This window comes from Acinetobacter sp. WCHAc060025 (assembly GCF_004209355.1).
GTDB lineage: Bacteria > Pseudomonadota > Gammaproteobacteria > Pseudomonadales > Moraxellaceae > Acinetobacter > Acinetobacter wuhouensis.
Genome location: NZ_SGSX01000003.1, coordinates 85,551 through 110,593, shown reverse-complemented (window position 1 = coordinate 110,593; position 25,043 = coordinate 85,551). Strand labels below are relative to the sequence as shown.

Below are 25,043 nucleotides of genomic sequence, written 5' to 3'. Positions count from 1 at the left end.
AGAAAACCATTGTTACAACAGCCAACATTGCTAGGTTCGATGTTTACCTCGCTACCGCTCGGTAAAATCTCTCAGCACAAATATGGTAGTCAATGTATCACCGATCAGTTTGCCTATGCTTCGCTACGCCAAACTTCACAGCATCAAATGAATGGAGATTGTATTGGATATGTGATGAGTGAAGTCTTAGGTATGGTGCAAATGCGGGAATAGGATCCATTCGTAAATCGGGAGCTAATTTGAAAGTGCTTATACTTTAAAGTTAATTGAAACTTAACATATTTAAGCCATTACGGCACCTTACAGCGCCGTTGGCATTTCATAGTAAAGATATAAATGAAGATATGTTTTAAGCCTTACAAAGCAAATGGTGAAGTTTTATGAGGGGTTTTACTTGCGGTCTTCATGTTAGCACTTTGGCATTTATTAAAATGCCAATCTTCAATTCCTTGTCGATCAAAATAGACAGGTGCCTGTCGGCTTGTCCCTTCTTTGATTGGTCTAGGGAATGTTTGATCTTTCTTGATTAACTTTTGAAGTCCACTACGACTAATGCTTAGTGTCTGGCAAACAGTATTAAAGGTTAAGCGAATTGGAGTAGCCATGCCTATATCCTCGGGCAATTTGTAGAAGTATTTTGCCTGCAGAGTTGAGAGGAAGAGAGCGTGGGAAGTGAAACACGGCGTGAATCCTATAAAACATTAATAATTAGAAATTTTAGCAACTTTTGATTATACGAACGGAGATGGGAACACGCAATTGATCGTTTGCTTGTTTTTTGTTCGAATGGTAAATTGATATTTAAGTCCCTAAATAAGTCCCTATAATTTAATAAAATAATCTGAAAGTCTTACTACAAGTGTATTTAGAGTAGTGGTTCGAGTCCGACCCTCGGGACCAGATGATCTGGAAAAGCCTCTAAGCATATTAAGACTTAGGGGCTTTTTTATTGCCTAATCAAAAGGTTGGTTACTTTGGATTCTGAACGGGAGCTATTATTGAAACTAAGCATCCACATAAACTTTAGTTTTATTACGTTTTCGAGAGGTGTATATCTATATAGCCGTTCACAAGATGTCTAAATAATTTAATCAAATCATAAACAGATATAAAGTTATAACCTTTTGCAAATATTAAAAAAAATGTGATTTTTATCGGAAATTTAAAACAGTTCATTTATTTGGTTAATAATCTGTTATATTGATTTATGTAAATAATTGTAATCGCTGTGGGATCATTCATTTTTTCATATTTCACTTTTTCAGTGCAAAAAATTAAAATATTTAAATCGAATGCTTAATAAAGTAATGCTGTACTGAAAGTGCAAATGAGGTAACCATGACTTTAAGCGTGTTAGAAGCTCAACAAGCAGATGAATTAAGCGCTTGTCGCCGATCTCTGATTTTAGGTGTATATAGTTCTGATAATAAAATCGAGCGTTATCTAAGAGTTGCTCGTGCAATCTTGAATGTTGAAAATGCAATATTTACCTTTCACAATGAACCATACGTTTGGATTGCGACAGAAGATAGTGATTTTAATGTTGCAATAATGTCAGATAAATCGAATCTTTCACATTATTTTGATCATAATTTAATTATGACTCGAACCCATAAGAATTATGAAAAACTCAGTTCATATGCACAAGATGCTGGGGTCAAGCATCAACGTTTATTGTGCTATGACTTTAAACTTGAAAGTGATGAGTCTATTGCACATATTTATTTTTATGATGATGAGTCGAGAGACTTTAGTGCCAAACAACAAGCACTTTTAGAAGAACTTACATCAGGCTTGGTCACGATATTACAACGTAAATCTGAATCTCAAGATTATTTTGAGCTCTATGAACAAGAGCGTGCACTCAACTTCAGTAAAACTAAGTTTTTCCAAGTGATTGCGCATGATCTACGTGCGCCATTTCACGGGTTGATAGGCTTTTCTGATGTACTTGCTAATGAGCGTCATACGCTTGATGAGGAAAGTGTTCAAAACATTGCAGAGTATTTATATGATACTTTGCAGTCGACGTATTCATTACTAGAGAATTTATTGAATTGGGCGATGGCAGAAGGCGGACGTTTTGTTTATCACCCGATTAACTTCAAATTAAAAGAAGTCACAAAAATTATTTACGATGTTTTAAATCCTTTAGCCGTTAACAAGGATATTGAGTTAATTGTAAATGTTGCCGATGACCTGAGTGTATTTGCAGATATGAATATGCTGACATCTATTATTCAGAACTTAGTCTCCAATGCTTTAAAATTTACCCCAATTGATGGTTCAGGATGTGTTTCTATTTCCGCAAGACAAGTAGATCAAAATATAGAAATTAAGATTCATGATACAGGCTTGGGCATGACACAATCACAAATTGACCATGTTTTTGAACCTGAAATTAAAGCAAGTCATAAAGGTACGATCGGTGAACAAGGAACGGGGCTTGGCTTAGTGCTGTGTAAACGTTTTGTCGATTTAAATCATGGACAAATTTCTGTGACCTCTCAAAAAGGTATTGGTACAACATTTACTATGATGCTTCCTGCAACAAAGGCAAGATGTGAGCAAATGGTACTTCTTCAAACGGAAGTGCCTAAACTCACAGTTTCATAAACTGTTGATGAAATTTAAAGATCGTGAAATACAATAAACCTTTGGATGGATATTTTTTAAACTGTGCATGATGGCGATGCCATAAATTTTCCCTAAAAGCCATGTAAACTGATATAAAAGAATAGATAAATTAGAAGTACAGGCTTTTTCAATGAACGCTGAACAATTGCAAAAAACATTACATGCAAGTCAGTATGCAGAACAAGTATTAGGTTTACATCAAATTGCATTAGAACAAGATTATGCAGTTGATGGATTTCAGAAATCGCTCAGTACTCAACAAATACAACAATTGGTTTATGAAAATCTCTTAGATATTCAAGATGAAATGGCTTGGATGAAAGCTTTGCGTATTCTACGTGCTCGCTTGATGTTTCGTTGGATTTGGCAAGATGCCAATCAACTGACTGATGTCGTGACATTAACACGAGAACTGTCTGATTTTGCAGATGTTAGTATTGTTGCTGCAAAAGCATTTGCACTCCCTCCTCTCATTGCAAAACATGGTGAACCTATTGGTTATCATGGTGATGTTCAAGACCTTATTGTTATTGGTATGGGGAAATTGGGCGCGCAAGAGCTTAATTTATCAAGTGATATTGATCTAATTTTCGCTTTTGATGAACAAGGTGAAACCAATGGTCGTAAATGTATCGATGTGCAACAGTTCTGTATTCTGTGGGGACAGAAACTGATTTATCTACTGGATCATATTACTGCTGATGGTTTTGTATTCCGTGTCGATATGCGTTTGCGCCCTTGGGGGGATGGTTCGGCCTTGGCAATTAGTCATGTCGCTTTAGAAAAATATTTGAGCCAGCATGGACGTGAATGGGAGCGCTATGCTTGGATCAAGGCACGTATTATCACCAGCGGAAAAGATGGCGATGATTTACTGGAAATGACACGTCCGTTCGTGTTCCGTAAATATGTAGATTACACTGCTTTTGAAGCCATGCGTGAAATGAAAGCAATGATTGAGCGAGAAGTTGCTCGTCGCAATATTGCAGATGATATTAAGTTGGGTGCAGGTGGGATTCGTGAAGTTGAATTCATTGTCCAAGTTTTCCAACTGATTTACGGTGGCTCAAAATTAGAATTACAAGATCGCCAATGTCTGGTGAGTTTACGTCATTTAGGTGAGGTGGGGTTGCTTGATCATCAATCGGTATTAGACCTTGAGGACGCTTATCTATTCTTACGTCGTGTTGAACATGCGATTCAAGCACTTAATGATCAGCAAACACAGTCTTTACCGACTGAACCTGAACTGCGTCAAAGAATTACCGATACGCTTGGCTTTACAGATTGGGATGCTTTCTTAGAATTCCTAAACCAAAAACGTAGCAAAGTGACTTTCCAATTTGAACATTTGATTAAAGAAAAAGGTTTGGAATCTCCAACGGAAAGTTTTAGTCAGCTTGAAAGTCAGCTTAACGAGGTTCTGGATGATGATGCGAAAAATTTAATTCATGAGTTTTGGTATGGTCATGCGATTAAAAAATTACCAGCCAAAGCGGTTCAGCGTTTAAAAGAGTTTTGGCCACATTTGGTTGAGGCTGTTTTACAGTCAAATCATCCTCAAATGGCCCTGACTCGGTTAATGCCTTTGGTTGAGTCAGTAATGCGCCGTACGGTGTATTTGGTCATGTTGATTGAAAGCAAAGGGGCGTTACAGCGTTTAGTGAAAATGGCAACGGTCAGTCCTTGGATTTGTGAAGAGTTGACGCATTATCCTGTGCTTCTGGATGAATTTTTGTCGATGGATTTTGAATTACCAAAGCGTAAAGATTTGGAAGATTCATTACGCCAACAGTTATTACGTATTGAAATTGACCAAGTTGAAGACCAAATGCGAGTCTTGCGTCTATTCAAAAAATCCAATGTACTCACCGTTGCAGCCAGTGATGTTTTGGCAGAAAGTCCACTGATGAAAGTTTCCGATGCTTTGACGGATATTGCAGAAGTATCGGTCATTGCAACATTAAACTTAGCCTATCAAATGGTTGCTAAACGTCATGGCTATCCTATAGATGCTGATGGCGTTCGTTGTTCGCTTGATCACATGGCTTTTGCTGTGGCAGGTTATGGCAAGTTGGGTGGAATAGAGCTAGGTTATGGTTCTGATTTAGATCTCGTTTTTCTTCACTATATGGATGAGCAGGCAGACACCGATGGGCAAAAGCCAATCAGTAGTTTTGAGTTTGCTATGCGTGTAGCACAGAAATTTATGTCTTTGATGACCACGCAAACTTTGGATGGTCGTGTCTATGAAATTGATACGCGATTACGTCCGTCTGGTGAAGCGGGTTTATTGGTGACCAGTTTAAAGGCATTTGAACAATATCAGTTGAAAAGTGCGTGGCTATGGGAGCATCAGGCGATTGTTCGCGCACGCTCTATTGCGGGTGAACAAAGTTTACGAAATAAGTTTGAAGAATTGCGCTGTAAAATATTAACCTTGCCACGAGAAGAAGAAACGGTTCGCCGTGAAGTATTAAACATGCGTCAGAAAATGAAAGATCATCTTGGTTCATCAAAAGAACAGAAAAAAGATGGCATTTTTCATTTAAAACAGGACGCAGGTGGTATCGTTGACATCGAATTTATGGCACAGTATGTGGTGTTAGCCTGGAGTGGGACGAATCAAGATCTCGCCCATTATTCCGACAATGTACGAATCTTAGAAGACGCTGCTAAAGCCGGTTGCTTATCCAGTGACGACGTTTCAGCCTTGATTCAAGCTTATCTTAGTGAACGCGCCGAGAGCCATCGTTTAGCCCTTGCAAATCATAATATGCAAGTCAGTGCAGCCGATTGGCACGATACCAGAGAGGTCGTTTGCAAATTGTGGCAAAGATTAATTGATCCAACAGCGACATTCGCTTTGGAACGTGAATAATTGTATAAAAATTTGGAGTGTGCGCCATGAACTTGGCTGATCGTGATGGTTTTATTTGGCAAGATGGACAAATGGTGGATTGGCGTGAGGCTAAAGTCCACGTCTTAACTCATACGCTACATTATAGTATGGGTGTGTTTGAAGGTGTCCGCGCTTATGAAACTCCTAACGGTACTGCGATTTTCCGTCTCCAAGACCATACAAAACGTTTGTTAAATTCAGCGAAAATTTATCAAATGAAAGTTCCATTTGATCAAGCGACTCTTGAACAAGCTCAAATTGATGTTGTTCGTGAAAATAAACTGGCTTCTTGCTATTTACGTCCAATTATTTTCATTGGTTCGGAAAAATTAGGTATCGCTGCATCAGATAATACCATTCATGCAACTGTTGCTGCATGGAGCTGGGGTGCTTACCTTGGCGATGACGCAATGGCGAAGGGTATCCGTGTAAAAACTTCATCATTTACTCACCATCACCCTAACGTGACCATGTGTAAAGCAAAAGCTGCGGGTAACTATACGTTGTCAATTCTTGCACACCAAGAAGTGGCTCAAGCGGGTTATGATGAAGCAATGTTAATGGATCCACAAGGTTATGTATGCCAAGGCTCTGGCGAAAACGTATTCCTAGTAAAAGATGGCGCTTTACATACTCCTGATATTGCGGGCGGAGCGTTGGACGGTATTACACGTCAAACGATCATTACTATTGCAAAAGATTTGGGTATTGAAGTGGTTGAACGCCGTATTACACGTGATGAATTCTACATCGGTGATGAAGCATTCTTTACAGGTACTGCTGCTGAAGTAACGCCGATCCGTGAATATGATGACCGTCAAATCGGTTCTGGTGCGCGTGGTCCGATCACTGAAAAAATTCAAAAAGCATTCTTTGATGCGGTTCAGGGTAAAGATCCTAAATATGCACATTGGTTAACTTATGTAAAATAAGTGGCTGAATGCTAAAAAGGATTCCTGTCTTTATGGATAGGAATCCTTTTTTTATTTCAAGGTATTGATGCTAATAATTAACACCAATCGTCTCTATTTAGACTTTATAAAAATTTCGATACCAATCCACAAATTGTTGTACACCATCTTCAACTGACACTGAAGGTTTATAACCCACAGCATTTTGTAAAGCTGTACTGTCTGCCAAAGTATCTTGTACATCACCAGGTTGTAATGGAAGCAATTCTTTAATCGCTGAATGACCTGTTGATTGTTCAATAGCATTGATGAAATCAATCAATTTCACTGGGTTATTATTGCCAATATTGAAAATACGGAATGGTGCATAACTGGTTGATGGATCAGGATTGTTGCTGTCCCAATTTGGATTAGGTTGCGCAATTTGATCGCTGGTACGAATCACACCTTCGACAATATCTGAAATGAAGGTAAAGTCACGGCTATGATTACCATGGTTATACACTTGAATGGTTTTACCTTCGATAATGTTTTTGGTGAATTTGAAAGGCGCCATGTCTGGGCGACCCCAAGGGCCATAAACCGTAAAGAAGCGTAAGCCCGTTGTAGGTAATCCAAATAAGTGACTATAGCTATGCGCCATCAATTCATTGGCACGTTTTGTTGCGGCATAGAATTGAACAGGGTGATTGACACCATGTTTTTCACTAAATGGCATGGTGGTATTGGCACCATACACACTACTGGTACTTGCATAAGTCAAATGCGGAGTTTTGTTGTAGCGACAAGCTTCAATAATATTAGTGAAGCCGATTAAGTTACTTTCGACATAAGCCAATGGATTTTCAAGTGAATAACGCACACCTGCCTGAGCAGCCAAATGAATGACACGATCAAACTGATGATCTTTAAAACATTGATCCACAATCGCTTTATCGGCAAGGTTCGCACGAATAAAGGTGAATGTTCCTTGAGTGTGTTGTGCAGTTTGCTCTAAAACTTCAAGACGAGCTTCTTTCAATGCTGGATCATAATAATCATTCACTACATCGAAACCGACAACATCATCTCCACGTTCTAACAGCTTTTTCGCAACACTGAATCCAATAAAACCTGCGGCACCTGTGACAAGGACTTTCATTCATCTGCTCCGAAAATATCTCGTGTATACACTTTTTCTAATACATCACTTAAATCATCTGAAATACGATTGGCAATGATCACATCACTTTGTTGTTTAAACTGCTCTAAATCATTGACCACTTTAGATTTGAAGAATTCTTCTTCTTGCAAAGTCGGTTCATAAACAATCACTTCAATGCCTTTGGCTTTAATGCGTTTCATTACACCTTGAATCGCAGAAGCTCTGAAGTTGTCCGAACCACTTTTCATAACCAAGCGATAAATCCCGACAGTATTTGGGTTTTTCGCGATGATAGAATCGGCAATAAAGTCTTTACGGGTACTGTTTGAATCGACAATTGCTTGAATCAAATTACTCGGGACATGGTTGTAATTTGCTAACAATTGTTTGGTGTCTTTCGGTAGGCAGTAACCGCCATAGCCAAATGATGGATTGTTATAGTGATTACCAATACGTTGATCTAAACATACGCCATCAATAATTTGATGGGTATCTAAACCAAAGATTTGTGCATAAGTATCCAATTCATTGAAGTAAGCGACACGCATTGCCAAATAAGTATTGGCAAATAATTTAATGGCTTCGGCTTCAGTTGAATCAGTAAATAGAACAGGGCTGTCTTTTTTGATTGCGCCCTCAATAAGTAAGTCTGCAAAGAGCTTGGCACGATCAGACTTTTCACCCACGATAATCCGAGAAGGATATAAGTTATCGTGTAAGGCTTTACCTTCACGTAAAAACTCTGGTGAAAAGATAATGTTTTCTGTTTTGAATTTTTCTTTTAAGCCTTTGGTGAATCCAACAGGAACGGTTGATTTAATAATCATCACTGCACTAGGATTGATCTCTAAAACTTGTTGCACCACACTTTCAACACTTTGGGTATTAAAGTAATTGGTTCGAGTATCATAATCGGTTGGTGTCGCAATAATCACAAAATCAGCATTCAGATAAGCTTCTTCAGGATTGGTTGTGGCTTTGAAGTTTAATTTTTTTTCTTTTAGAAACTCTGAAATATCAGCGTCTTGAATGGGTGATATTTTATTATTCAGTAGGTTGACTTTGTCTTGAATAATATCTATTGCAACAACTTCATGGTGTTGTGCAAAAATCATAGAGTTCGATAAGCCAACGTAACCTGTTCCAGCGACTGCTATTTTCATAAAAACCTAATCTAGAAAATGTGCTTGCAAAATGTATATCATGAATCAGTGAAACGATAAAAATGACTTATTCAAATCATAATTCAGCCGTTTAATGATAACGACATCATAACATATTCTCATGAAACAAATTGTTCAGCTTATGCAATCGAATACAGTAACTTGGCGACGGTAATGGTATGATAAGGTATTGCTCAGGTGGAAGATTGATGCATGCAGGTCAATGAATCAAATTTACAGTCGAATTTAGCTGAATCAGAACAAAATATTGTGCTGTGTATGAAGTGGGGCACCAAATATGGTGCTGATTATGTCAATCGACTCTACAACATGGTTAAGCGTCACACCACAGTCGATTTTCAAATGGTCTGTTTGACTGATCGCACAGAAGGCATCAATCCTGATGTGAAATGTTTTCCAATTCCTTCATTGGCACTTCCAGAGGGAAGCCCTGAACGTGGTTGGAATAAACTTTCAACTTTCGAGCCTGATTTATATGGTTTAAAAGGCAATTTATTGTTTTTAGACCTTGATGTGGTCATTGTGGATAATATTGATGGATTCTTTACTCATCCTGGAGAGTTCCTGATTATTCACGACTGGAAACGACCTTGGCGTGTGACAGGGAACAGTTCAGTTTATCGTTTTAAAATCGGTGCTTTTCCTGAGATATTATCGTATTTTCGTGAAAATTTTGACGAAGTTAGTCATAAATTCCGTAATGAGCAAGAATATCTTTCTTGGTACGTAAATCAGCAGAAAAAACTGAGCTATTGGCCGAAAGAATGGTGTAAGAGTTATAAATATCATTGCCTACAAAAGATTCCATTGGCGTATTTTAAGCCACCTATAAAACCACAAGATGCAAAAATTATCATTTTCCATGGTGAAATCAATCCGCCTGATGCTGTTTCTGGTGGTGGTGGTAAATGGTATCGTCATGTATTGCCATCTGATTGGATTAAAGATGCTTGGCAATAATAAAGTAAAATGATTGACAAAATTTGAGTGTAAGTTAGATGCAAGAGTTGGATATTGTTATTGCTTGGGTAGATGGCAATGACCTTGAATTAAAGCGTAAACGTCATAAGTATTTGACTGGTGAAGATGCATCAGATGCAGTCAGCGATACACGTTTTGCGAGCAATGATGAGATTTATTACAATATTGCGTCTATCTTGAAATATGTGCCATTTTGTCGCCGTATTCATATCGTCACAGACAATCAACAGCCGGAATTTTTAAATGAATTTGTTTCGCAGGGTTTGTGTGAAGCAGATAAAATTCGTGTTGTAGATCATCGTGAAATTTTTGCAGGCTATGAGCAGTTCTTGCCAACGTTTAATACACGTTCAATTGAGAGCATGTTGTGGAATATCCAAGGGCTTTCCGATTATTTTATCTACCTAAATGATGACTTTTTCTTTAATTCGACAGCGCAAACTGAAGACTTTCTAGAAAGTGATAAAATTGTGACTTATGGACATTGGAAGAGTTGCTTTAGTTATAAGACCAAACTGAAATATCGTAAGTTTTTGAACAAACATTTTAATAAACCAATTCAGCCTGGTCATGTAATCGGGCAGATGTTGGGCGCAGATATTTTAGGTTTGAAAGAGTTTTTTGAAATTCATCATTATCCTCATTGCGTAGATCGAAAAATTTTGAGTGAATATCTACTTAATCATCCTGATTTATTGGAAACTCAGATTAAGTATAAGTTTAGAAGCGTCGAACAGTTGAATCCAATTTCATTGATGAATCATTTGAAAATTCAAAAGGATGAAGCGGTTTTAAAGCCTGATTTAGAATTGGCTTATCTAAAAAATGCTGAGAGTATTGAAACTTTTGTTTCGGCTCTAAAGCAGAATGAGATTAAATATGGTTGTATCCAAAGTTTGGACCAACTCAATGCTCAAGATGCTGAAATTGTGCGAAATGCAATGATCGAAAAATTACGCGGTTATTTACCACAAGCTGTAATTTCTGCCAAAGTTTTATAATAGGAATTCTTCATGAAAGTTGAAACATATCTGATTAATTTAGATGGCAGTGATGAGCGTTTAAAAAATGCTTCAGAAATTTTGACAGCTCAAAATGTTAAGTTTGAAAGATTTCCTGCTGTAGATGGTCGTGGTAAGCCTTTAGAAGCCTTTGAAACTTATAATGATGATAAAGCAAAACAAGTCATGGGACGTAGCCTGCTTAATGGTGAGATTGGCTGCTATTTGAGTCATGTTGGATGTATCCAAAAATTTTTAGCTACTGATGCGGATTATCTTGTTGTTTTAGAAGATGATATGAAGCTGGCAGATGATTATAAAAAAAGTATAGATGAGATCTTAGATTTTTTACAAAATAATCAAACATTTGAATGGAACTTAATTAATATTGGTCCTAAGAAAAAGAAAATTTGTAAAACGCTTAAAACCTTTGACAGACATGAATTATTGCAGGCGTATTATTTCCCAATTCGAACTATTGGACTTGTCTGGTCGCGTAAAGGTGCTCAGGAATTCATTGAATGTGGATTAGAAATCTTTATGCCAGTTGATAATTTTTTACAAGCTTGGCTGAGTGAGAGCAGCAAAGGTTTATCTGTTTGGGAACCCTTGGTTAGACCAAGTGGCTTTGAAAGTGTGATTGATGTAAACAGAAGTAATAAGAAGAAGAATACACTCTCATTCAGTGTAAAAAAACAAATCAGAACTTGGAAAACTCGTTTTATCGCGATGAATAATAAATTATTAAATAAAAATGGAAGTAAAATTTAATACTTCCATTTTTAGATTTATGCTTTAAATATTGCTTTAATCTTTTCAAAAAGTCCTGTCGATATGGTCTGAGAGGATAGTGCAATTTTAGGGGATTCGTGAGGAAACAAGTTGTTAAGCTGGGTATAAACATTATGATCTATATAATGTTTAGACTCGTTATAACTTATATTGTCTACACGTTGAGTTTTCCAATTGTAATTGATAGCTTTGAAATGCGCATAATAGACACCTTTCAAACTCTTTAAATTAGTTTTTCGAATAGAGTGTACTTTCCATTGAGTTTGATCATCTAATTTAGAAGGGTTTATGCACCATTTATTATCACTATGCTTGTCATCTTTACTTCTATAGGCATAATTAAAGAAACGAGTCTCTTTATTATCCCCTAATGGAATGGATTGAATCCAATAGCCTGGATAGAGTAGCCCTTTATGATCAGCGAGTAATTCGAAAATAGACGATCCATTTGGAGTAATGACTAACTCATCAATATCTGCATTAATTACACCAGCAGAATATTTTAAGAAGCGGTGTTTTGCATGTTCAAACATACCATATTGGCAAAAGTCGGAATCCCAAGGTGTTTTACCTTTGCCACTATAAATACCACCTTGTGGTCCATATTTAAAATTCCAAGGAACTAGATAAATATCAATATCTAATTCTTTTTCTTCGAGGTAGATTTTAAGCTCATCAAGTGAGTAATTATTTGAATTATTGTCATAAAATAAAACAGTATCTATATGATGATATTTCTTATAAAACAAAATCCAATCATAAATCCATTCAAATTTATTATTTTTGGATAGCGTAAAAAGAACTTTTTTACCTTTGAATTCATTTAAGAAATGATTATTAACTTGGGTGTGAATTGAAATATCTTCATATTCCCAGGTAAGCTCATGCGGTTGTGTTTCAATTTGAGTAATATGATTACTTTGAGTGCGATCAAAATGAATAGTTTTAATATTTTGAGTATGATCTTGGTCATCTAATAAGATTTTACCATTCTCAATAAATTTTTCTAAGCCGTACAGAGGTGGCCCAGATAAGATAACTTTACCTTCAGAATAAAAAGTATCGAAACTTAATGTCTTGTAATCAAATTTCTCTTGGTAATCATCTGGTTGTAAATGTGCTTCACGAGGAGCTGTACGATTGTATGGCTTGTTATCTGGAATAATACAAGGAGATATTTTAACAATTTCAATCGTATGTTGAGACATGGGTACACCATAAAATACATAATAAAATCAAAGCATTATTTTTTGCTCGAATTCTGGTACTAATTTAACACTAATAATTGTTTTAATAAAGTTAAAAATTTTTAAAACGGATGTGTGAAGATGTTAAAATGCTAGTAATTCAACTGGTTATGTTTTTTATCGTGGAAGCTAAGAAATTTATTTTTGAATACCCACAAGATTGGGTAAAAAAAGCAGATCATCATAATATGATTTTTTTGAATAATATTACGACTAGTTTAATTGAGTTGAATTTAGTGGTGAGTTTGCTTCCAGTGAGCTATCCAACCTATGGAATACCTCGTAATAATACTTCGAATCCTTATTTATCGTTTCATAGTTATGAGAATCCATCAAATATCTGGTCCTATAAAGAGGCTCCTATAAAGGGGCTGTATTCTATAGATCCAAAGGGTTATGGTGGGTGGGCTGATATTGCTCAAAATTTAGATAAGTATAAGAGTGAAATTGAGAAAATTCAAAAACCAGATGATATTTTAGAGCCTTATATACAACAATTGAAAAAAGGGCTGTCTAAATATAAACAGTCAAAAGCTAAAGTGACTTTAGATGATGGTTTTATATTATTTGCACTTCAAGTTAGAACGGATAGTGTTGCTGATCACGCATATTTAGATGTTGTTGATGTTTTAAATGAAGTCTCTTTATTTGCTAAAAAATTTCAACAGAAAGTTGTGATTAAACTTCATCCTAAATGTGATTCTGAGTTATTAAAAGCGCAAGTTTTTAAATTATGCCAGGAAAATAAATGGCTCGAAGTTTCTAATAGTGATATCACTCAACTTATACAACTTAGTAAAAGTATTTTGGCTTGTAACTCAGGCGTGAGTTTAGAAGCGTTAATACTGAATAAAAAAGTGTATTGTTTTGGTCAAAGTGAATGGTCGGTTATTACTCATTGCATCACTCAAATAGATCAGATTAAACAAGTTTTTACTAATGATGAGCAGAATTACAGTTTGAATTTATTTCAGAAAAAATATTTAGCTTATTTATTATTGTGTTATTGGGTACGTTTTGATGATCAACAAGCAATAAAAAATAAATTGCAAAGAATCGTAGCAGAAAATGAATCCTTGAATCATTTAAATGTTGAAGAGGTAGCAAGTCTAAATCTGTTAGAGGCGCAAAAGCAGTATACAAAAAAAATGAAACGTATTAACTTGATAGAGCGCGACTTTGAATATCAAAATAAATTACTGAAAGATATAAGAACGAATCCTTTTTTTATGATTGTATACTTTTTAAAATTTAATTTTATAAAGCTCAAAAATAAAATAGGTCTTTGATAAATTTATATAAAATTTAACTTAGAGTCGATATAGTATTTCTTATTTAAAAGTAAGCAATACTATATCTTTTTGGGTATTAACTAATTTTTTTTACCATTTCAAGTTGTTGATTTCCCTGTTCAGTTAATGCATCTAAAATTAACTGTCTCTTTCTATACTGACTTCTTTTCTTGGACGCAATTTCAGATAAATCAATTTGACTGCTTAGTGGATTAAATACATAGTTACCTGAAGGGTCTAATGATCCACCAAATTCTAACCAAAACTCATCTAAATTGGTTTTTACACGATTTTGATCGCGTTTTTTACGACTATGTTGATAGAAATGATTTTGATTAGATACACCTACAATATGTTTAACTTCATAGAACTCACAAAGTGTAGATAAACTATGTAATAACAGTTGTTTAGGTCGTAAACCATATAATGATTTTGTTAAATGCTTAATCGTATCCAGATTAATTTTATCTTGTTTTCCTGCTTGTAACCCTCCAATAAAGAATGTTGGTTCTCCATTTAGAATAATATATGAGAAACTCAAAGCATATTGAACTTGCCCATCTAATTCTAGAAGAATACAACTTTCACCCTCTCTACGATGTTTACCTTTAAAGTGTAAATTAAGTGTTAAAAGCTGTGGATTTTCTCCTTCAATTTGATATTGAAGTAATGGGAGAGCTTTGTTTTCACATAGTTCAGTGTTAACTTTTGAAAATAACCAATCATAATGATTAGTGAGGCTTAGTAGTTTTTGATTATTGTCAAAGCTATTACTTAAATAAGCATTATGAAATTTAAGATAAAAGTCAGCTTCATGTTCTGATCGCCATTGGATGATCTGCGGACCTGAATTTAGATATTTAACCCAATTTAAGTTATTATTCCAGTCTAATAAAAATCTTAAAATATATCTTGTATATTTTGAATAAGACGATTGAGTAATCACAAATGGGATTACTAGCCAATAATAAAATGGGTTAAACATTGTCATTACCTTATATATACATCTATGTTGTATATAAATTAATTTACGTCAAGTCAGAATTTAGAAATGATATTTTAATGCAAGTTTCTAAATGTATATGATAGCTTAGTTTTGTAAGGATAATAAGCATGGTCTTAATTCTAGATTACACTTAGTTATTGGTACAACTATAAAGTAATTTTGATGTTCTTTCTTAAGCTAAGCTAAAAATATTACGATTTAGGTTTATACAAATTCTTCCCACCTTCTAACTTGCGAAAACGCTTATAAGCCCATAAATATTGTTCTGGTGCGATGTTGATCATTCGTTCCATTTCTTTATTTAAAGTATCAACAGAAAGCTGTAAATCTTTTGAGTTGATCTCTTTTGATAATTCTGTGAAGTGTAAATCAAAGCCAGAGTAGTCTGGACGACGGATACAGGTTAGTCCAACGACTGAGCATTGGGTCTTTGCTGCTAATTTAGAAAGTAGAGTGGAGGAAAAAGCTTTTTGCCCATAAAAATCTGAATAGATGCCACCAGAATCTTTCGGAATATGGTCGGGTAGGATTGCTGAAAATCCACCTTGTTTTAAATGCTTAAATAAAGCGCGAACACCTGTATCATCTGTAGGGACGAGTGTAGCTTTTAATTGTTCACGAGACTCCAGCATAAAACGATCTAGGTCTTTATTTCTACTGGGTTTATATAGAATTACAGGGCTTGTATGCTGATTCACCCACGCATTCATGATTTCCCAAGTCCCAAAATGAGGAACCACACCTAAAGTGCCATTGGGATTTTTTAAAGCTTCTAGGAAAATTTCTGCGTTATGTACTTGTTTGATTTGTGACAATGCAAATTCAGGTGATGAACCCCAAACTTTGATAGATTCGACATAAGTCATACATTGGCTTTTTAAACTCGCCTTAACCAATTGTATTTTTTGCTGATTATCTAGTTCAGGATATGCAGCATTAATATTCAATTCAGTCGTACGTCGTGCTGAAGAATGTGTAGTAAATAATATACTACCAGCACCACGTGCCAATGTCTGAAGCATTGGCATTGGTAGGCGCGAGAAATTTTTGAGTAAGTTATACATGTATGGCTTTAATTATCGCGCTTCATCACGATTGTCATTGCCTTTAACAACCAAATAAATCAATGATGCCATAATCAGAAAACCACCACCAAAACAGCTTAAGCAGAATAATAAAATACGTTGATATTTATCTAAATCAAAAAGTTGATGGTTGAGGATATATAAGACAAAGCCCCATTGAATCAGAGAAAACGCAATAAGAATAATCGTATGACGACGAACATTGGGACGCATAGCCATGGGAGAATTACCTTGTCAAAGAACGAGCTTAGTATGCCATTTTTGAGAACGAATCTCAATTTAATATCAGCTTCGATGTATTTATCTACATGTAACTTGTTTGAATCATTAAAAAACCCTGCGCGATGGCAGGGTCTTCACTGATCTAAAAGAGTTAAGCTTCTTTTGTTTCAGCTTTTGGTTTTTCACGTAAGCGAATACCTAGGTCACGCAATTGATTTGGTTCAACTGGTGCTGGCGCTTGTGTCAATGGACATTCAGCTGTTTTGGTTTTCGGGAATGCAATCACGTCACGGATTGAAGATGCACCTGTCATCAACATCACTAAACGGTCAAGACCGAATGCCAAACCACCATGTGGAGGCGCACCAAATTTCAATGCATTCAATAGGAAGCTGAATTTCTCTTCTGCTTCTTCTTCACCAATACCAAGCGCTTCAAAAATCGCTTTTTGCATTTCAAGGTTGAAGATACGCAGTGAACCACCGCCCACTTCCGTACCATTCAATACCATGTCATACGCAACTGAAAGTGCAGCGCCTGGATTGTTTTTCACTTCTTCAACACTTGATTTTGGCAGTGTGAATGGGTGGTGAACAGAAGTCCATTTACCATCATCAGTTTCTTCGAACATTGGGAAGTCAACAACCCAAAGTGGCGCCCACTCGCATGTTGCAAGTTTCATGTCGTGACCAACTTTGATACGTAAAGCACCCATTGCATCGTTCACAACTTTGGCTTTATCTGCACCGAAGAATACGATGTCGCCATTTTCAGCACCAACACGTTTCAACAAATCAAGCACGATTGGCTCGATGAATTTAACGATTGGAGATTGAAGACCTTCAATGCCTTTTTCAAGTTCGTTGACTTTGATATAAGCCAAGCCTTTTGCACCGTAGATACCAACGAATTTAGTATATTCGTCGATTTGGCTACGTGGAAGCGCACCTGCACCAGGTACACGAAGTGCAACAATACGACCTTTAGGATCTTTAGCAGGACCTGCGAATACTTTGAACTCAACGTCTTGCATCATGTCTGCAACGTCAACCAATTTCAAAGGAATACGCATATCTGGTTTATCAGATGCATAATCACGCATCGCATCTGCATAAGTCATACGTGGGAATTTGTCGAACTCAACATTTAAAAGTTCTTTGAACATTTTAATCGTTAAAGTTTCCATCAAATCCATGATGTCATCGTCACTCATGAACGATGTTTCAACGTCGATTTGAGTAAATTCAGGCTGACGATCCGCACGTAAGTCTTCGTCACGGAAACATTTAGCGATTTGGTAATAACGGTCAATACCACCCACCATTAACAACTGTTTGAACAATTGTGGTGATTGTGGAAGTGCATAGAAGCTACCGTTAGACACACGACTTGGAACTAAATAGTCACGAGCACCTTCAGGTGTCGCACGTGTTAAAACTGGTGTTTCAACGTCTAAGAAACCATTTTCTTCGAAATAGTTACGAATTAAATTCGTTAATTTAGAACGGAAGCGTAAACGGTCAATCATTTCAGGACGACGAATATCGAGGAAACGATATTTCAAACGTACTTCTTCAGAAATGTTGGCATTCTCATCATTTAATGGGAATGGAGGAGTTTCAGATGCAGCAAGAACTTCGATTTCTTTACCTAAAACTTCGATTTGACCACTCACCATATTGGCATTTTCTGTGCCTTCATAGCGACGACGTACACGACCAACGATTTTTAATACGAATTCTGAACGTGCTTTGTCTGCTGTTGCAAAAGCTTCAGGTGTATCTGGGTCGATGACCACTTGCACTAGACCATCACGGTCACGCATATCAAGGAAAATAACACCACCGTGGTCACGGCGACGATGAACCCAACCGCATAATGTAACGGTTTGGTCAATTTGAGCTTCGGTTAAAGAACCGCAATAATGAGTTCGCATCATAGCGTTAGAAATCCAACTATATGGGTTAAGGAAGCGAATACGTAAACAGCGCATCGCCTAAAAATGTAATGTGAGATTATGCCTCTTTGAGCAGGCAGTCACAAGGACTTCGACTAAAAACTAAGAGATTGCCTTATAAATTTAAGCTGATTTGAATAAAACTTTAGTGATTAAATCGGCAAAGTCTAAATCTTAATTTAAATCTCATCAAAATATTTACGATAGTTCAAAAAACTAAACAAAAGACAACCTAGTGTAAAACACAGCATCGCACCTTGGGTAAAACCTTTGACAAAGAACCCAATCCAATTATATAGGTCAGTCTGTTGTGGGATGAAACCTTGAGTTTTTGCGAAATATATATAATAAAAACAGCCACTAAATAATGAAATGAGAAATAAGGAAAAACCAAACACCTGAGTTTTATAAGTTGAGATATGATCCATTCGATATTTAAAAAAATAATGCATTCCCATCCATGCTAAAAAAGGCAGCGCAATGGCAGAACAGCCAATTTGCAAAACCCTGTGCATGGGATAGGTATGCTGAAAAAGTGTTATGGGTTGGGCTAAAAAATCATGAAATGCAAATGTTCTAAAATCTAAGTGGGTCAAACCATCCCAAATAATATGTGTGGCTGTACCGATGATGATTGCCAAAATCATCCAGATAAGAAAATGAATGAAAGTTGTGATCGAGTTGATATTTAAGGGTTTATTTAAGCCCAAAAATTTAAAAAGAAATGGGCGATATAAGCCATACCATAAAAGACAAAAGAATAAACCGACCAACAGATCAGGATAAATGATGCCTTTAAACTGGTGATTTAAATGAATTTCTGTTTTAACCAACAGTCGATATAAGTCAGGTGTCATTGTCCCAATCGCTATTGCTGCTATTGGCAGACGATTGCCTGAAAGTTTAGAAAGTGGTGGTGCTAAAACAGCATGAGAAAGGGTAAAAGGCATCGCTTTAAAAGGTTGAATGATCATTTTCATTTGATTCTAAACAAAATCTTTTAATGGGAATGTTTTTTATTGCAAAAAAATAGAAATGTTATAATATAACATTTATTAAGAGTACTGAGCTTCGAGAGCATTCCATGTCTTTTTCAAAAAGTGTCCTGACACTTTCTATTACCGCTGTTTTTACTACATCTATCTGGGCAGATGATCAAACCAATTCTGCGCAAGTTAGTTCATTTCAAGCGCATACAGCACAGCAACCTCAACAATTAGAAACAATCAAAGTAACAGCACATCCTTTGGTTCGTTCAGACAAAGATTTTGGGGAGGTGGATGAGACTGTTTCACGTGAAAAATTGCAACAAGCAGGCACAACGATAGGCGAAGCCTTGAAAGATGAATTAGGTGTGTATTCTAATTCTTTTGGTTCAGGTTCAAGTCGTCCTGTGATTCGTGGGCAGGATGGCGCTCGGGTGAAAGTGACACAAAATGCAACAGAAAGTATGGATGTATCGAGTTTATCTCCAGATCATGCTGTTACTGTTGACCCTCAGCTGGCGCAGAAAGTTGAGGTGATTCGTGGGCCATCAACCTTGCTCTATGGTGCAGGTTCAGTCGGTGGTTTGGTGAATGTTGTAGATACTAAAATTCCAACAGTCATGCCTGAAAATAGCTACGAAGGTAATGTTGGCGTACGTTACAACTCAGGCAATGATGAAAAATTAGGACATGCAGGTGTAACGCTCGGCTTGGGTTCAAATATAGCTTTGCGTGTGGAAGGCTTAAAACGTGAAGCTAATGATTATATTACGCCAAATTATAGTGTGATCGAAGATCATGGTGATCATACTCACACTATAAAAGAACGTCGTGTAGGCAATACATTCTCTGAATCTGACAACGTCAATGTCGGTTTATCTTGGATTGGTGAACGTGGTTTTGCAGGTGTCTCTTATAGCAATCGCCAAGACAAATATGGTCTGCCAGGGCATAGTCATGAATATGAATCCTGTCATCCACATGGTGATCATTTACATTGTGGCGGGCATGACGATCATGATCATTCGGATGAACATGAGCATTCTGCACATGATGAACACGACCATGACCATTCAGGTGCAGGGCCGTGGATTGATATGAAAACTGAGCGCTATGATTTCCGTTCTGAGCTGAATGAGCCATTTGCAGGTTTTAAAAAATTACGTGCACAGGCGAGCTATACCGATTATCAACATGATGAAATCGAAGGTAGTGAAGCCATGACGACTTTTGAAAGCAAAGCTTATGAAGGTCGTATTGAGCTAGTCCATAATCCAATTGCACAGTGGGAAGGTGTATGGGGTGTACAAGCCAGCCAGCAGAAATTGGATATTTCAGGTGAAGAAGCGATTTTTGCACCGAACAAAACCCAAAAATACAGTTTATTTGGTTTAGAGCATCGTCAGTTTGGCGATGTGCATGTGGAGTTGGGCACACGTTTTGATCATCAAAAAATCGAGATTGATTCAAAACAAAAAGACTATGATGGCAATGCTTTTTCTGTATCAGGTGCGGCAAATTGGGAGTTTAAACCAGATTATACATTATCTCTGTCAGCATCCCATCAACAGCGTTTGCCGACTGCACAAGAGCTATATTCAAATGGTGGACATTTCGCCACCAATACTTATGAATTGGGCAATGAAAACTTGGATAAAGAGAAATCCAATAATGTGGAGTTAGGGCTACATTATGAGGGTGATCAACTGAGTTATCACGTGCATGTGTATCATAATTGGTTCGATCACTATATTTATGCCAAAACTTTAGATCAGTATGAAAACTTTCGTTTGATTGAATATCGTCAAGCCGATGCGAAGTTTTATGGTACTGAAGCTGAAGTGGCTTATCAGTGGAATGACACTTATAACACCAGTTTATTTGGTGACTATGTGCGTGGTAAAATTGAAGATGAAAATGCGCCACGAGTGCCTGCAGGTCGCTTAGGTACACGTGTTAAAGCGGATTTTGATGATCATTGGTCTGGTTCTGCTGAATATTATCATGTGTTTAATCAAGATAAATTTGCAGCTTATGAGGCTGAAACGAAAGGCTATAATATGGTCAATGTGGGCGTTGCATATAAATATCCATTGTCAGGTAAGCAAGAAGCAAGTGTATTTTTCAATGCCAATAACTTGCTTGATGAAACCGTTTATGAGCACACTTCTTTCTTAGCGAATATCCCACAAATCGGACGTAATTTTGTGGTCGGTGTAAATTATAAGTTCTAAATTATTCGCATTCATTCACCAAATCATTATTGAAAAATAATGGGAAAAAACCTAGTCTGACCTGAGTAGACTAGGTTTTTTCTTATGCGTATTTTTAATAAAATTCATAACAAGCTGAATTGGTCCAAACGACGCTATTTCAGTATCATTTTGGGTGTATTGGCTTTAGGATATTTATCGTCCGCGATTTATCACACCTACAAACCTTTACCAGAGGGATTGAATTTTACAGGTCAACTTCGTCATGCCAAGGTTAAGTTTATTGCAGATGAAACGTATATCGATGCTCAAGGGCAACAACAACTTGATCAACTTATCTTTGACCAAGCTTTGCAATTGATTAAGCAAGCGAAAACCACCATTGTCGTCGATATGTTTTTATTTAACAGTGAGGTGGGTGAGTCTAAAATTCAGCAAAGAGCATTAACTCATCAATTGACGGAAGCTTTGATTAATCAAAAAATCGTCAATCCAACACTTGAGATTAAGTTTATTACCGACCCAATTAACTCCGTGTATGGTGGCATTCAACCAGAACAGTATCGCCAGTTACGTTTAGGCGGAATTGAAGTTATAGAAACCAATCTTGTACCGCTTCGTACATCTAATCCAACATGGTCTGGAATTTGGTATTTGTGTTGTCAAGATATAGGCAATAATCCTGAAAAAGGTTGGTTAAATAATCCTTTTGGTAAAGAAAAAATAACAGTACGAAGCTATTTAAATTTATTTAATTTCAAAGCCAATCACCGTAAAACGATTGTGGTTGATACGGATGATGGTTGGAAGACCTTAGTGACTTCAGCAAATCCGCATGATGGTAGTTCACGTCATTCCAATGTTGCTTTAATTGTTGATGGTGCAATTGCCACTGATCTTTTAAAAACAGAACAAGCTGTGGCACATATGTCAGGTGGTGATATGCCTTTTGTGATTTTAGGCAAATTACCTGAAGACCGAAATGATCCACAAGTTCAAGTACTCACAGAAAAAGCAATTTATGATGCAGTTGTGAAAATGTTAGATACGGCTAAAGCCAGTGATCAAATCGATTTAGCAATGTTTTATTTGTCGGAACGTAAGATTGTTAAAGGTTTAATTGCTGCCAAAGAACGTGGCGTAAAATTGCGAGTTCTACTTGATCCAAATAAAGATGCATTTGGTCGTCAAAAGAATGGTATTCCCAACCGTCAGGTCGCATCTGAGTTACATGATGCGGGTGTTGATGTACGTTGGTGTAATACCCAAGGTGAGCAATGCCATAGCAAAATGATTGTGAAACGTAATGCGCAATCTGCGGAAATGATTCTAGGTTCAGCGAACTTCACCGCACGTAATTTAAAAAATTATAATTTGGAAACTGATTTACGTGTTGTGGGGCAACCTCAACAACAAGTTTTCATTGACGCAGATCAGTATTTTAATACAGCTTGGTCAAATTTGAATGGTCGAAATATGAGTGTGGATTATAGTAAATTTGCTGATGAATCTAAGTTCAAATATGGCGTCTATCGTTTTATGGAATGGAGTGGGTTGTCGACTTTTTAAGACCCTCATCCCAACCTTCTCCCAAAGGGAGAAGGAGTTTCCTCTCTTTGCAGAATGAGGATAAGATTCCGCAAGAGGAATAGACTTTTTAATTTTTAGGTTCAGGATTCGGTGGAACCATTTTATCCAAATCTTTATCAGATACCTGATCCAATTCTTTGATATCGGTTTTAATTTTCCACTTCTCAAGATCATCGACAGGTTTCGGTAAACGTGCTTCTAGCCAATCGCAAACAACGTCAGGTGGGAAGTCAGCATGATTACATTGAATCACCCATGAAAGGAATTGTTTTGCATCACCATTCATATAAGGTGGTGGTGAAACAGGTAAAAATTGAGTCGGTAGGCGTTCATTTTTAGAAATGTAATTAAGTACATGTCCTAATTCTTGTACGGTTTGCCATGCTAAAGGATGTTCGATATTAATCTGAAATTTAAACCACCAAGCCGACTTTCCATCTGAACCATAGCTATCAATAAAAGCCTCTTGCACACTCGGCACTTTACAGAAAAATTGATGTAAACGGTCAAAACTTGGTTCAGCCACAATTCAGCATCCATCAGAAGAAAACGATATTTTATCAGATTCAGTTCAGAATAGACTCAGGATAGGCAATAATCATAGAAATGAGTTAAATTTTGTCTATAAATTATTCATTATTTGTCTTAGATTGTGGATTATGATTACAGTTAATGAGTCATCTACGTGGGGGTAGAAATGAAACAAATACTCAATTTTAGTTTATTTGCATTACTGCTTTCAGGTGCTTATACAACAACTTGGGCAGATGGAAAGGACTGGGGCAATTATCGAAGTGTAGAGCGTCATCAGCATCAATCCCCGACGAGAACGTATACTTATACGGATCAGTATGGTCGTCCGATGTCTGAACAAGTCCCGATACGACCTCAGAATAATCGACCGTATCCGAACTATCCAAGCTACCCGCATTATCCTCATCAAAATTACCCAGATCATGGTTATCCAGATCGCCCTTATCCTGTTTATCCGCCACAAAATGGTGTAACGATTATTTATAATCATCAGTTTCCAACACAGACAACCTACTCTGAAAACAGCTATGGTTATGTCAATGGAAATGGGACGATTAAAAGTTCGCAATATACCTTGATTAGTGATTGGCGTCGTTATGGTTTGCCTGATCCACAAGCAGGAATGCATTGGGTTTTTGAAAATGGGCGTTATGTACAGATTCCAAATGATCGCTAGATAAATTGATATCAATCACTAAGATAATTCCCTCTCCTTGAGGAGAGGGTTAGGGTGAGGTGGATTTTTGTAAAAAATTTGATTTTTAAGCCAATTCATCATCCTCAGGTTTTGGCGTTTTACCGTAAGGAAGTGGTTGATCTTGGTGTTTTTCTCGAATGACAGAAGGAAATTTCCAAGAAGCAAAGCGCACGATCAAAATTGAAATGGCTAAAATCAGGATTGAGCCTGTAATAATGAGTTGATCAATATCCGCTTTATGGTCATGTTGAATATCTGAAATAAGAAGGCGAGTCAGCGCAGTAATGGCGATATAAATCAGGAAACGGACAGGCATGTGATTGGTTTTAAAATAAATTCCGACCATTGCGCCAAGTTCTAGGTAAATGAATAACAATAAAATATCATCAATCGTAGCGTATTTTTTTACGGTTAAAATATCAATAATGGTATGCACTGCCGACCATGCGATCATACAGCCGATAATAAAAAGTGCTAAATAGTGAAAGGCTTCTACAGCAATATTGCCAAATTTATCGAGGAGTTTTTCAATTTTTTCAATACGTGGGTCTTTATTCATCACATCCTCAATTGTCTAGGTTTTAAGTTATTTAAAACCATGCAAATTTCATGCACATGAAAGGAAAATGAATATTTTTCGATTTAGAAATAATCATTTTTGA

At 36.7% G+C, this 25,043-nt stretch carries 22 protein-coding genes; 11 read left to right on the top strand and 11 right to left on the bottom strand.

Annotation, left to right across the window (positions count from 1 at the left end; translation table 11 throughout):
- Nucleotides 1–9: 9 nt before the first annotated feature.
- A complete protein-coding gene (locus tag EXE09_RS03355; RefSeq protein WP_130116345.1) occupies nt 10–213 on the top strand; it encodes a hypothetical protein in 204 nt (67 codons plus the stop codon).
- Between the two features lie 143 nt (nt 214–356).
- Here EXE09_RS03355 and EXE09_RS03350 read toward each other — a convergent pair whose 3' ends face one another.
- The gene (locus EXE09_RS03350) at nt 357–605 is read right to left on the bottom strand and encodes a helix-turn-helix transcriptional regulator (RefSeq protein WP_130116344.1); all 249 of its coding nucleotides are present in this window, start codon (nt 603–605) and stop codon (nt 357–359) included.
- A gap of 733 nt (nt 606–1,338) precedes the next feature.
- On the opposite strand from EXE09_RS03350, the gene EXE09_RS03345 reads away from it, so the two are divergent.
- The 3 genes from EXE09_RS03345 to EXE09_RS03335 all read left to right on the top strand — a co-directional run bounded on the left by EXE09_RS03345 (nt 1,339) and on the right by EXE09_RS03335 (nt 6,471).
- Nucleotides 1,339–2,616 carry a sensor histidine kinase gene (locus EXE09_RS03345; RefSeq protein ID WP_130116343.1) on the top strand — a complete coding sequence of 426 codons (1,278 nt, stop codon included), beginning with the start codon at nt 1,339–1,341 and terminating at the stop codon, nt 2,614–2,616.
- A gap of 151 nt (nt 2,617–2,767) precedes the next feature.
- On the top strand, nt 2,768–5,518 hold the full coding sequence (glnE, locus tag EXE09_RS03340) for a bifunctional [glutamate--ammonia ligase]-adenylyl-L-tyrosine phosphorylase/[glutamate--ammonia-ligase] adenylyltransferase (RefSeq protein ID WP_130116342.1): 2,751 nt from the start codon (nt 2,768–2,770) through the stop codon (nt 5,516–5,518).
- A gap of 26 nt (nt 5,519–5,544) precedes the next feature.
- A complete protein-coding gene (locus EXE09_RS03335; RefSeq protein WP_130116341.1) occupies nt 5,545–6,471 on the top strand; it encodes a branched-chain amino acid transaminase in 927 nt (308 codons plus the stop codon).
- 97 nt (nt 6,472–6,568) lie between these two features.
- Here the strand turns inward: EXE09_RS03335 and EXE09_RS03330 are convergent, their stop codons facing one another.
- Together EXE09_RS03330 and EXE09_RS03325 are read right to left on the bottom strand one after the other, a co-directional pair.
- Nucleotides 6,569–7,591: an NAD-dependent epimerase gene (locus EXE09_RS03330; RefSeq protein WP_087552428.1), complete on the bottom strand. Its 1,023-nt coding sequence runs from the start codon at nt 7,589–7,591 to the stop codon at nt 6,569–6,571.
- Complete coding sequence (locus tag EXE09_RS03325; protein WP_068972851.1) at nt 7,588–8,757, bottom strand: nucleotide sugar dehydrogenase; 1,170 nt, start codon at nt 8,755–8,757, stop codon at nt 7,588–7,590. The genes EXE09_RS03330 and EXE09_RS03325 overlap by 4 nt, the downstream gene beginning before the upstream one ends.
- A 213-nt stretch (nt 8,758–8,970) precedes the next feature.
- Here EXE09_RS03325 and EXE09_RS03320 point away from each other — a divergent pair, with 213 nt between their 5' ends.
- Genes EXE09_RS03320 through EXE09_RS03310 form a run of 3 tightly spaced genes read left to right on the top strand, consistent with a single transcriptional unit; the run spans nt 8,971 to nt 11,531 of the window.
- Nucleotides 8,971–9,738 (top strand): glycosyltransferase, encoded by a 768-nt coding sequence (locus EXE09_RS03320; protein ID WP_130112923.1) that lies wholly within the window; start codon nt 8,971–8,973, stop codon nt 9,736–9,738.
- A 38-nt stretch (nt 9,739–9,776) separates the two neighbouring features.
- On the top strand, nt 9,777–10,760 hold the full coding sequence (locus EXE09_RS03315; protein ID WP_130112924.1) for a Stealth CR1 domain-containing protein: 984 nt from the start codon (nt 9,777–9,779) through the stop codon (nt 10,758–10,760).
- 12 nt (nt 10,761–10,772) lie between these two features.
- Nucleotides 10,773–11,531, top strand: coding sequence for a glycosyltransferase family 25 protein (locus EXE09_RS03310; RefSeq protein WP_130112925.1), 759 nt, complete (start codon nt 10,773–10,775; stop codon nt 11,529–11,531).
- Nucleotides 11,532–11,548: 17 nt separating this feature from the next.
- On the opposite strand, the gene EXE09_RS03305 is transcribed toward EXE09_RS03310, so the two are convergent.
- On the bottom strand, nt 11,549–12,760 hold the full coding sequence (locus EXE09_RS03305) for a hypothetical protein (RefSeq protein WP_130116340.1): 1,212 nt from the start codon (nt 12,758–12,760) through the stop codon (nt 11,549–11,551).
- 128 nt (nt 12,761–12,888) lie between these two features.
- Here EXE09_RS03305 and EXE09_RS03300 point away from each other — a divergent pair, with 128 nt between their 5' ends.
- Nucleotides 12,889–14,088, top strand: coding sequence for a hypothetical protein (locus EXE09_RS03300; protein WP_165382030.1), 1,200 nt, complete (start codon nt 12,889–12,891; stop codon nt 14,086–14,088).
- A 79-nt stretch (nt 14,089–14,167) separates the two neighbouring features.
- On the opposite strand, the gene EXE09_RS03295 is transcribed toward EXE09_RS03300, so the two are convergent.
- The 5 genes from EXE09_RS03295 to EXE09_RS03275 all read right to left on the bottom strand — a co-directional run bounded on the left by EXE09_RS03295 (nt 14,168) and on the right by EXE09_RS03275 (nt 19,311).
- Nucleotides 14,168–15,076 (bottom strand): VirK/YbjX family protein, encoded by a 909-nt coding sequence (locus EXE09_RS03295; RefSeq protein WP_162994899.1) that lies wholly within the window; start codon nt 15,074–15,076, stop codon nt 14,168–14,170.
- Nucleotides 15,077–15,288: 212 nt separating this feature from the next.
- A complete protein-coding gene (locus tag EXE09_RS03290; protein ID WP_130116338.1) occupies nt 15,289–16,161 on the bottom strand; it encodes a lysophospholipid acyltransferase family protein in 873 nt (290 codons plus the stop codon).
- Nucleotides 16,162–16,173: 12 nt separating this feature from the next.
- A complete protein-coding gene (locus EXE09_RS03285) occupies nt 16,174–16,401 on the bottom strand; it encodes a hypothetical protein (protein ID WP_068972859.1) in 228 nt (75 codons plus the stop codon).
- A 154-nt stretch (nt 16,402–16,555) separates the two neighbouring features.
- Entirely contained in the window at nt 16,556–18,343 is a 1,788-nt protein-coding gene (aspS, locus tag EXE09_RS03280) for an aspartate--tRNA ligase (protein WP_068972860.1), read from the bottom strand.
- Nucleotides 18,344–18,540: 197 nt separating this feature from the next.
- Nucleotides 18,541–19,311 carry a DUF4184 family protein gene (locus EXE09_RS03275; RefSeq protein WP_130116425.1) on the bottom strand — a complete coding sequence of 257 codons (771 nt, stop codon included), beginning with the start codon at nt 19,309–19,311 and terminating at the stop codon, nt 18,541–18,543.
- Between the two features lie 134 nt (nt 19,312–19,445).
- On the opposite strand from EXE09_RS03275, the gene znuD reads away from it, so the two are divergent.
- Together znuD and EXE09_RS03265 are read left to right on the top strand one after the other, a co-directional pair.
- Nucleotides 19,446–21,581 carry a zinc piracy TonB-dependent receptor ZnuD gene (gene znuD / locus EXE09_RS03270; RefSeq protein ID WP_130116337.1) on the top strand — a complete coding sequence of 712 codons (2,136 nt, stop codon included), beginning with the start codon at nt 19,446–19,448 and terminating at the stop codon, nt 21,579–21,581.
- 84 nt (nt 21,582–21,665) lie between these two features.
- Nucleotides 21,666–23,129 (top strand): phospholipase D family protein, encoded by a 1,464-nt coding sequence (locus EXE09_RS03265; RefSeq protein ID WP_130116336.1) that lies wholly within the window; start codon nt 21,666–21,668, stop codon nt 23,127–23,129.
- Between the two features lie 88 nt (nt 23,130–23,217).
- Here the strand turns inward: EXE09_RS03265 and EXE09_RS03260 are convergent, their stop codons facing one another.
- Entirely contained in the window at nt 23,218–23,676 is a 459-nt protein-coding gene (locus tag EXE09_RS03260) for a hypothetical protein (RefSeq protein WP_130116335.1), read from the bottom strand.
- 171 nt (nt 23,677–23,847) lie between these two features.
- On the opposite strand from EXE09_RS03260, the gene EXE09_RS03255 reads away from it, so the two are divergent.
- Entirely contained in the window at nt 23,848–24,360 is a 513-nt protein-coding gene (locus tag EXE09_RS03255) for an RcnB family protein (RefSeq protein ID WP_130116334.1), read from the top strand.
- Between the two features lie 85 nt (nt 24,361–24,445).
- On the opposite strand, the gene EXE09_RS03250 is transcribed toward EXE09_RS03255, so the two are convergent.
- A complete protein-coding gene (locus EXE09_RS03250) occupies nt 24,446–24,940 on the bottom strand; it encodes a phosphate-starvation-inducible protein PsiE (protein WP_111861207.1) in 495 nt (164 codons plus the stop codon).
- Between the last annotated feature and the right edge of the window lie 103 nt (nt 24,941–25,043).

Bases quoted from the DNA above. Each gene is read 5' to 3' on its own strand.
- EXE09_RS03350 (WP_130116344.1), bottom strand. From the start codon at position 605: ATGGCTACTCCAATTCGCTTAACCTTTAATACTGTTTGCCAGACACTA.
- EXE09_RS03345 (WP_130116343.1), top strand. From the start codon at position 1,339: ATGACTTTAAGCGTGTTAGAAGCTCAACAAGCAGATGAATTAAGCGCT.
- glnE (WP_130116342.1), top strand. From the start codon at position 2,768: ATGAACGCTGAACAATTGCAAAAAACATTACATGCAAGTCAGTATGCA.
- EXE09_RS03335 (WP_130116341.1), top strand. From the start codon at position 5,545: ATGAACTTGGCTGATCGTGATGGTTTTATTTGGCAAGATGGACAAATG.
- EXE09_RS03330 (WP_087552428.1), bottom strand. From the start codon at position 7,591: ATGAAAGTCCTTGTCACAGGTGCCGCAGGTTTTATTGGATTCAGTGTT.
- EXE09_RS03325 (WP_068972851.1), bottom strand. From the start codon at position 8,757: ATGAAAATAGCAGTCGCTGGAACAGGTTACGTTGGCTTATCGAACTCT.
- EXE09_RS03320 (WP_130112923.1), top strand. From the start codon at position 8,971: ATGCAGGTCAATGAATCAAATTTACAGTCGAATTTAGCTGAATCAGAA.
- EXE09_RS03315 (WP_130112924.1), top strand. From the start codon at position 9,777: ATGCAAGAGTTGGATATTGTTATTGCTTGGGTAGATGGCAATGACCTT.
- EXE09_RS03310 (WP_130112925.1), top strand. From the start codon at position 10,773: ATGAAAGTTGAAACATATCTGATTAATTTAGATGGCAGTGATGAGCGT.
- EXE09_RS03305 (WP_130116340.1), bottom strand. From the start codon at position 12,760: ATGTCTCAACATACGATTGAAATTGTTAAAATATCTCCTTGTATTATT.
- EXE09_RS03300 (WP_165382030.1), top strand. From the start codon at position 12,889: ATGCTAGTAATTCAACTGGTTATGTTTTTTATCGTGGAAGCTAAGAAA.
- EXE09_RS03295 (WP_162994899.1), bottom strand. From the start codon at position 15,076: ATGTTTAACCCATTTTATTATTGGCTAGTAATCCCATTTGTGATTACT.
- EXE09_RS03290 (WP_130116338.1), bottom strand. From the start codon at position 16,161: ATGTATAACTTACTCAAAAATTTCTCGCGCCTACCAATGCCAATGCTT.
- EXE09_RS03285 (WP_068972859.1), bottom strand. From the start codon at position 16,401: ATGGCTATGCGTCCCAATGTTCGTCGTCATACGATTATTCTTATTGCG.
- aspS (WP_068972860.1), bottom strand. From the start codon at position 18,343: ATGATGCGAACTCATTATTGCGGTTCTTTAACCGAAGCTCAAATTGAC.
- EXE09_RS03275 (WP_130116425.1), bottom strand. From the start codon at position 19,311: ATGCCTTTTACCCTTTCTCATGCTGTTTTAGCACCACCACTTTCTAAA.
- znuD (WP_130116337.1), top strand. From the start codon at position 19,446: ATGTCTTTTTCAAAAAGTGTCCTGACACTTTCTATTACCGCTGTTTTT.
- EXE09_RS03265 (WP_130116336.1), top strand. From the start codon at position 21,666: ATGCGTATTTTTAATAAAATTCATAACAAGCTGAATTGGTCCAAACGA.
- EXE09_RS03255 (WP_130116334.1), top strand. From the start codon at position 23,848: ATGAAACAAATACTCAATTTTAGTTTATTTGCATTACTGCTTTCAGGT.
- EXE09_RS03250 (WP_111861207.1), bottom strand. From the start codon at position 24,940: ATGAATAAAGACCCACGTATTGAAAAAATTGAAAAACTCCTCGATAAA.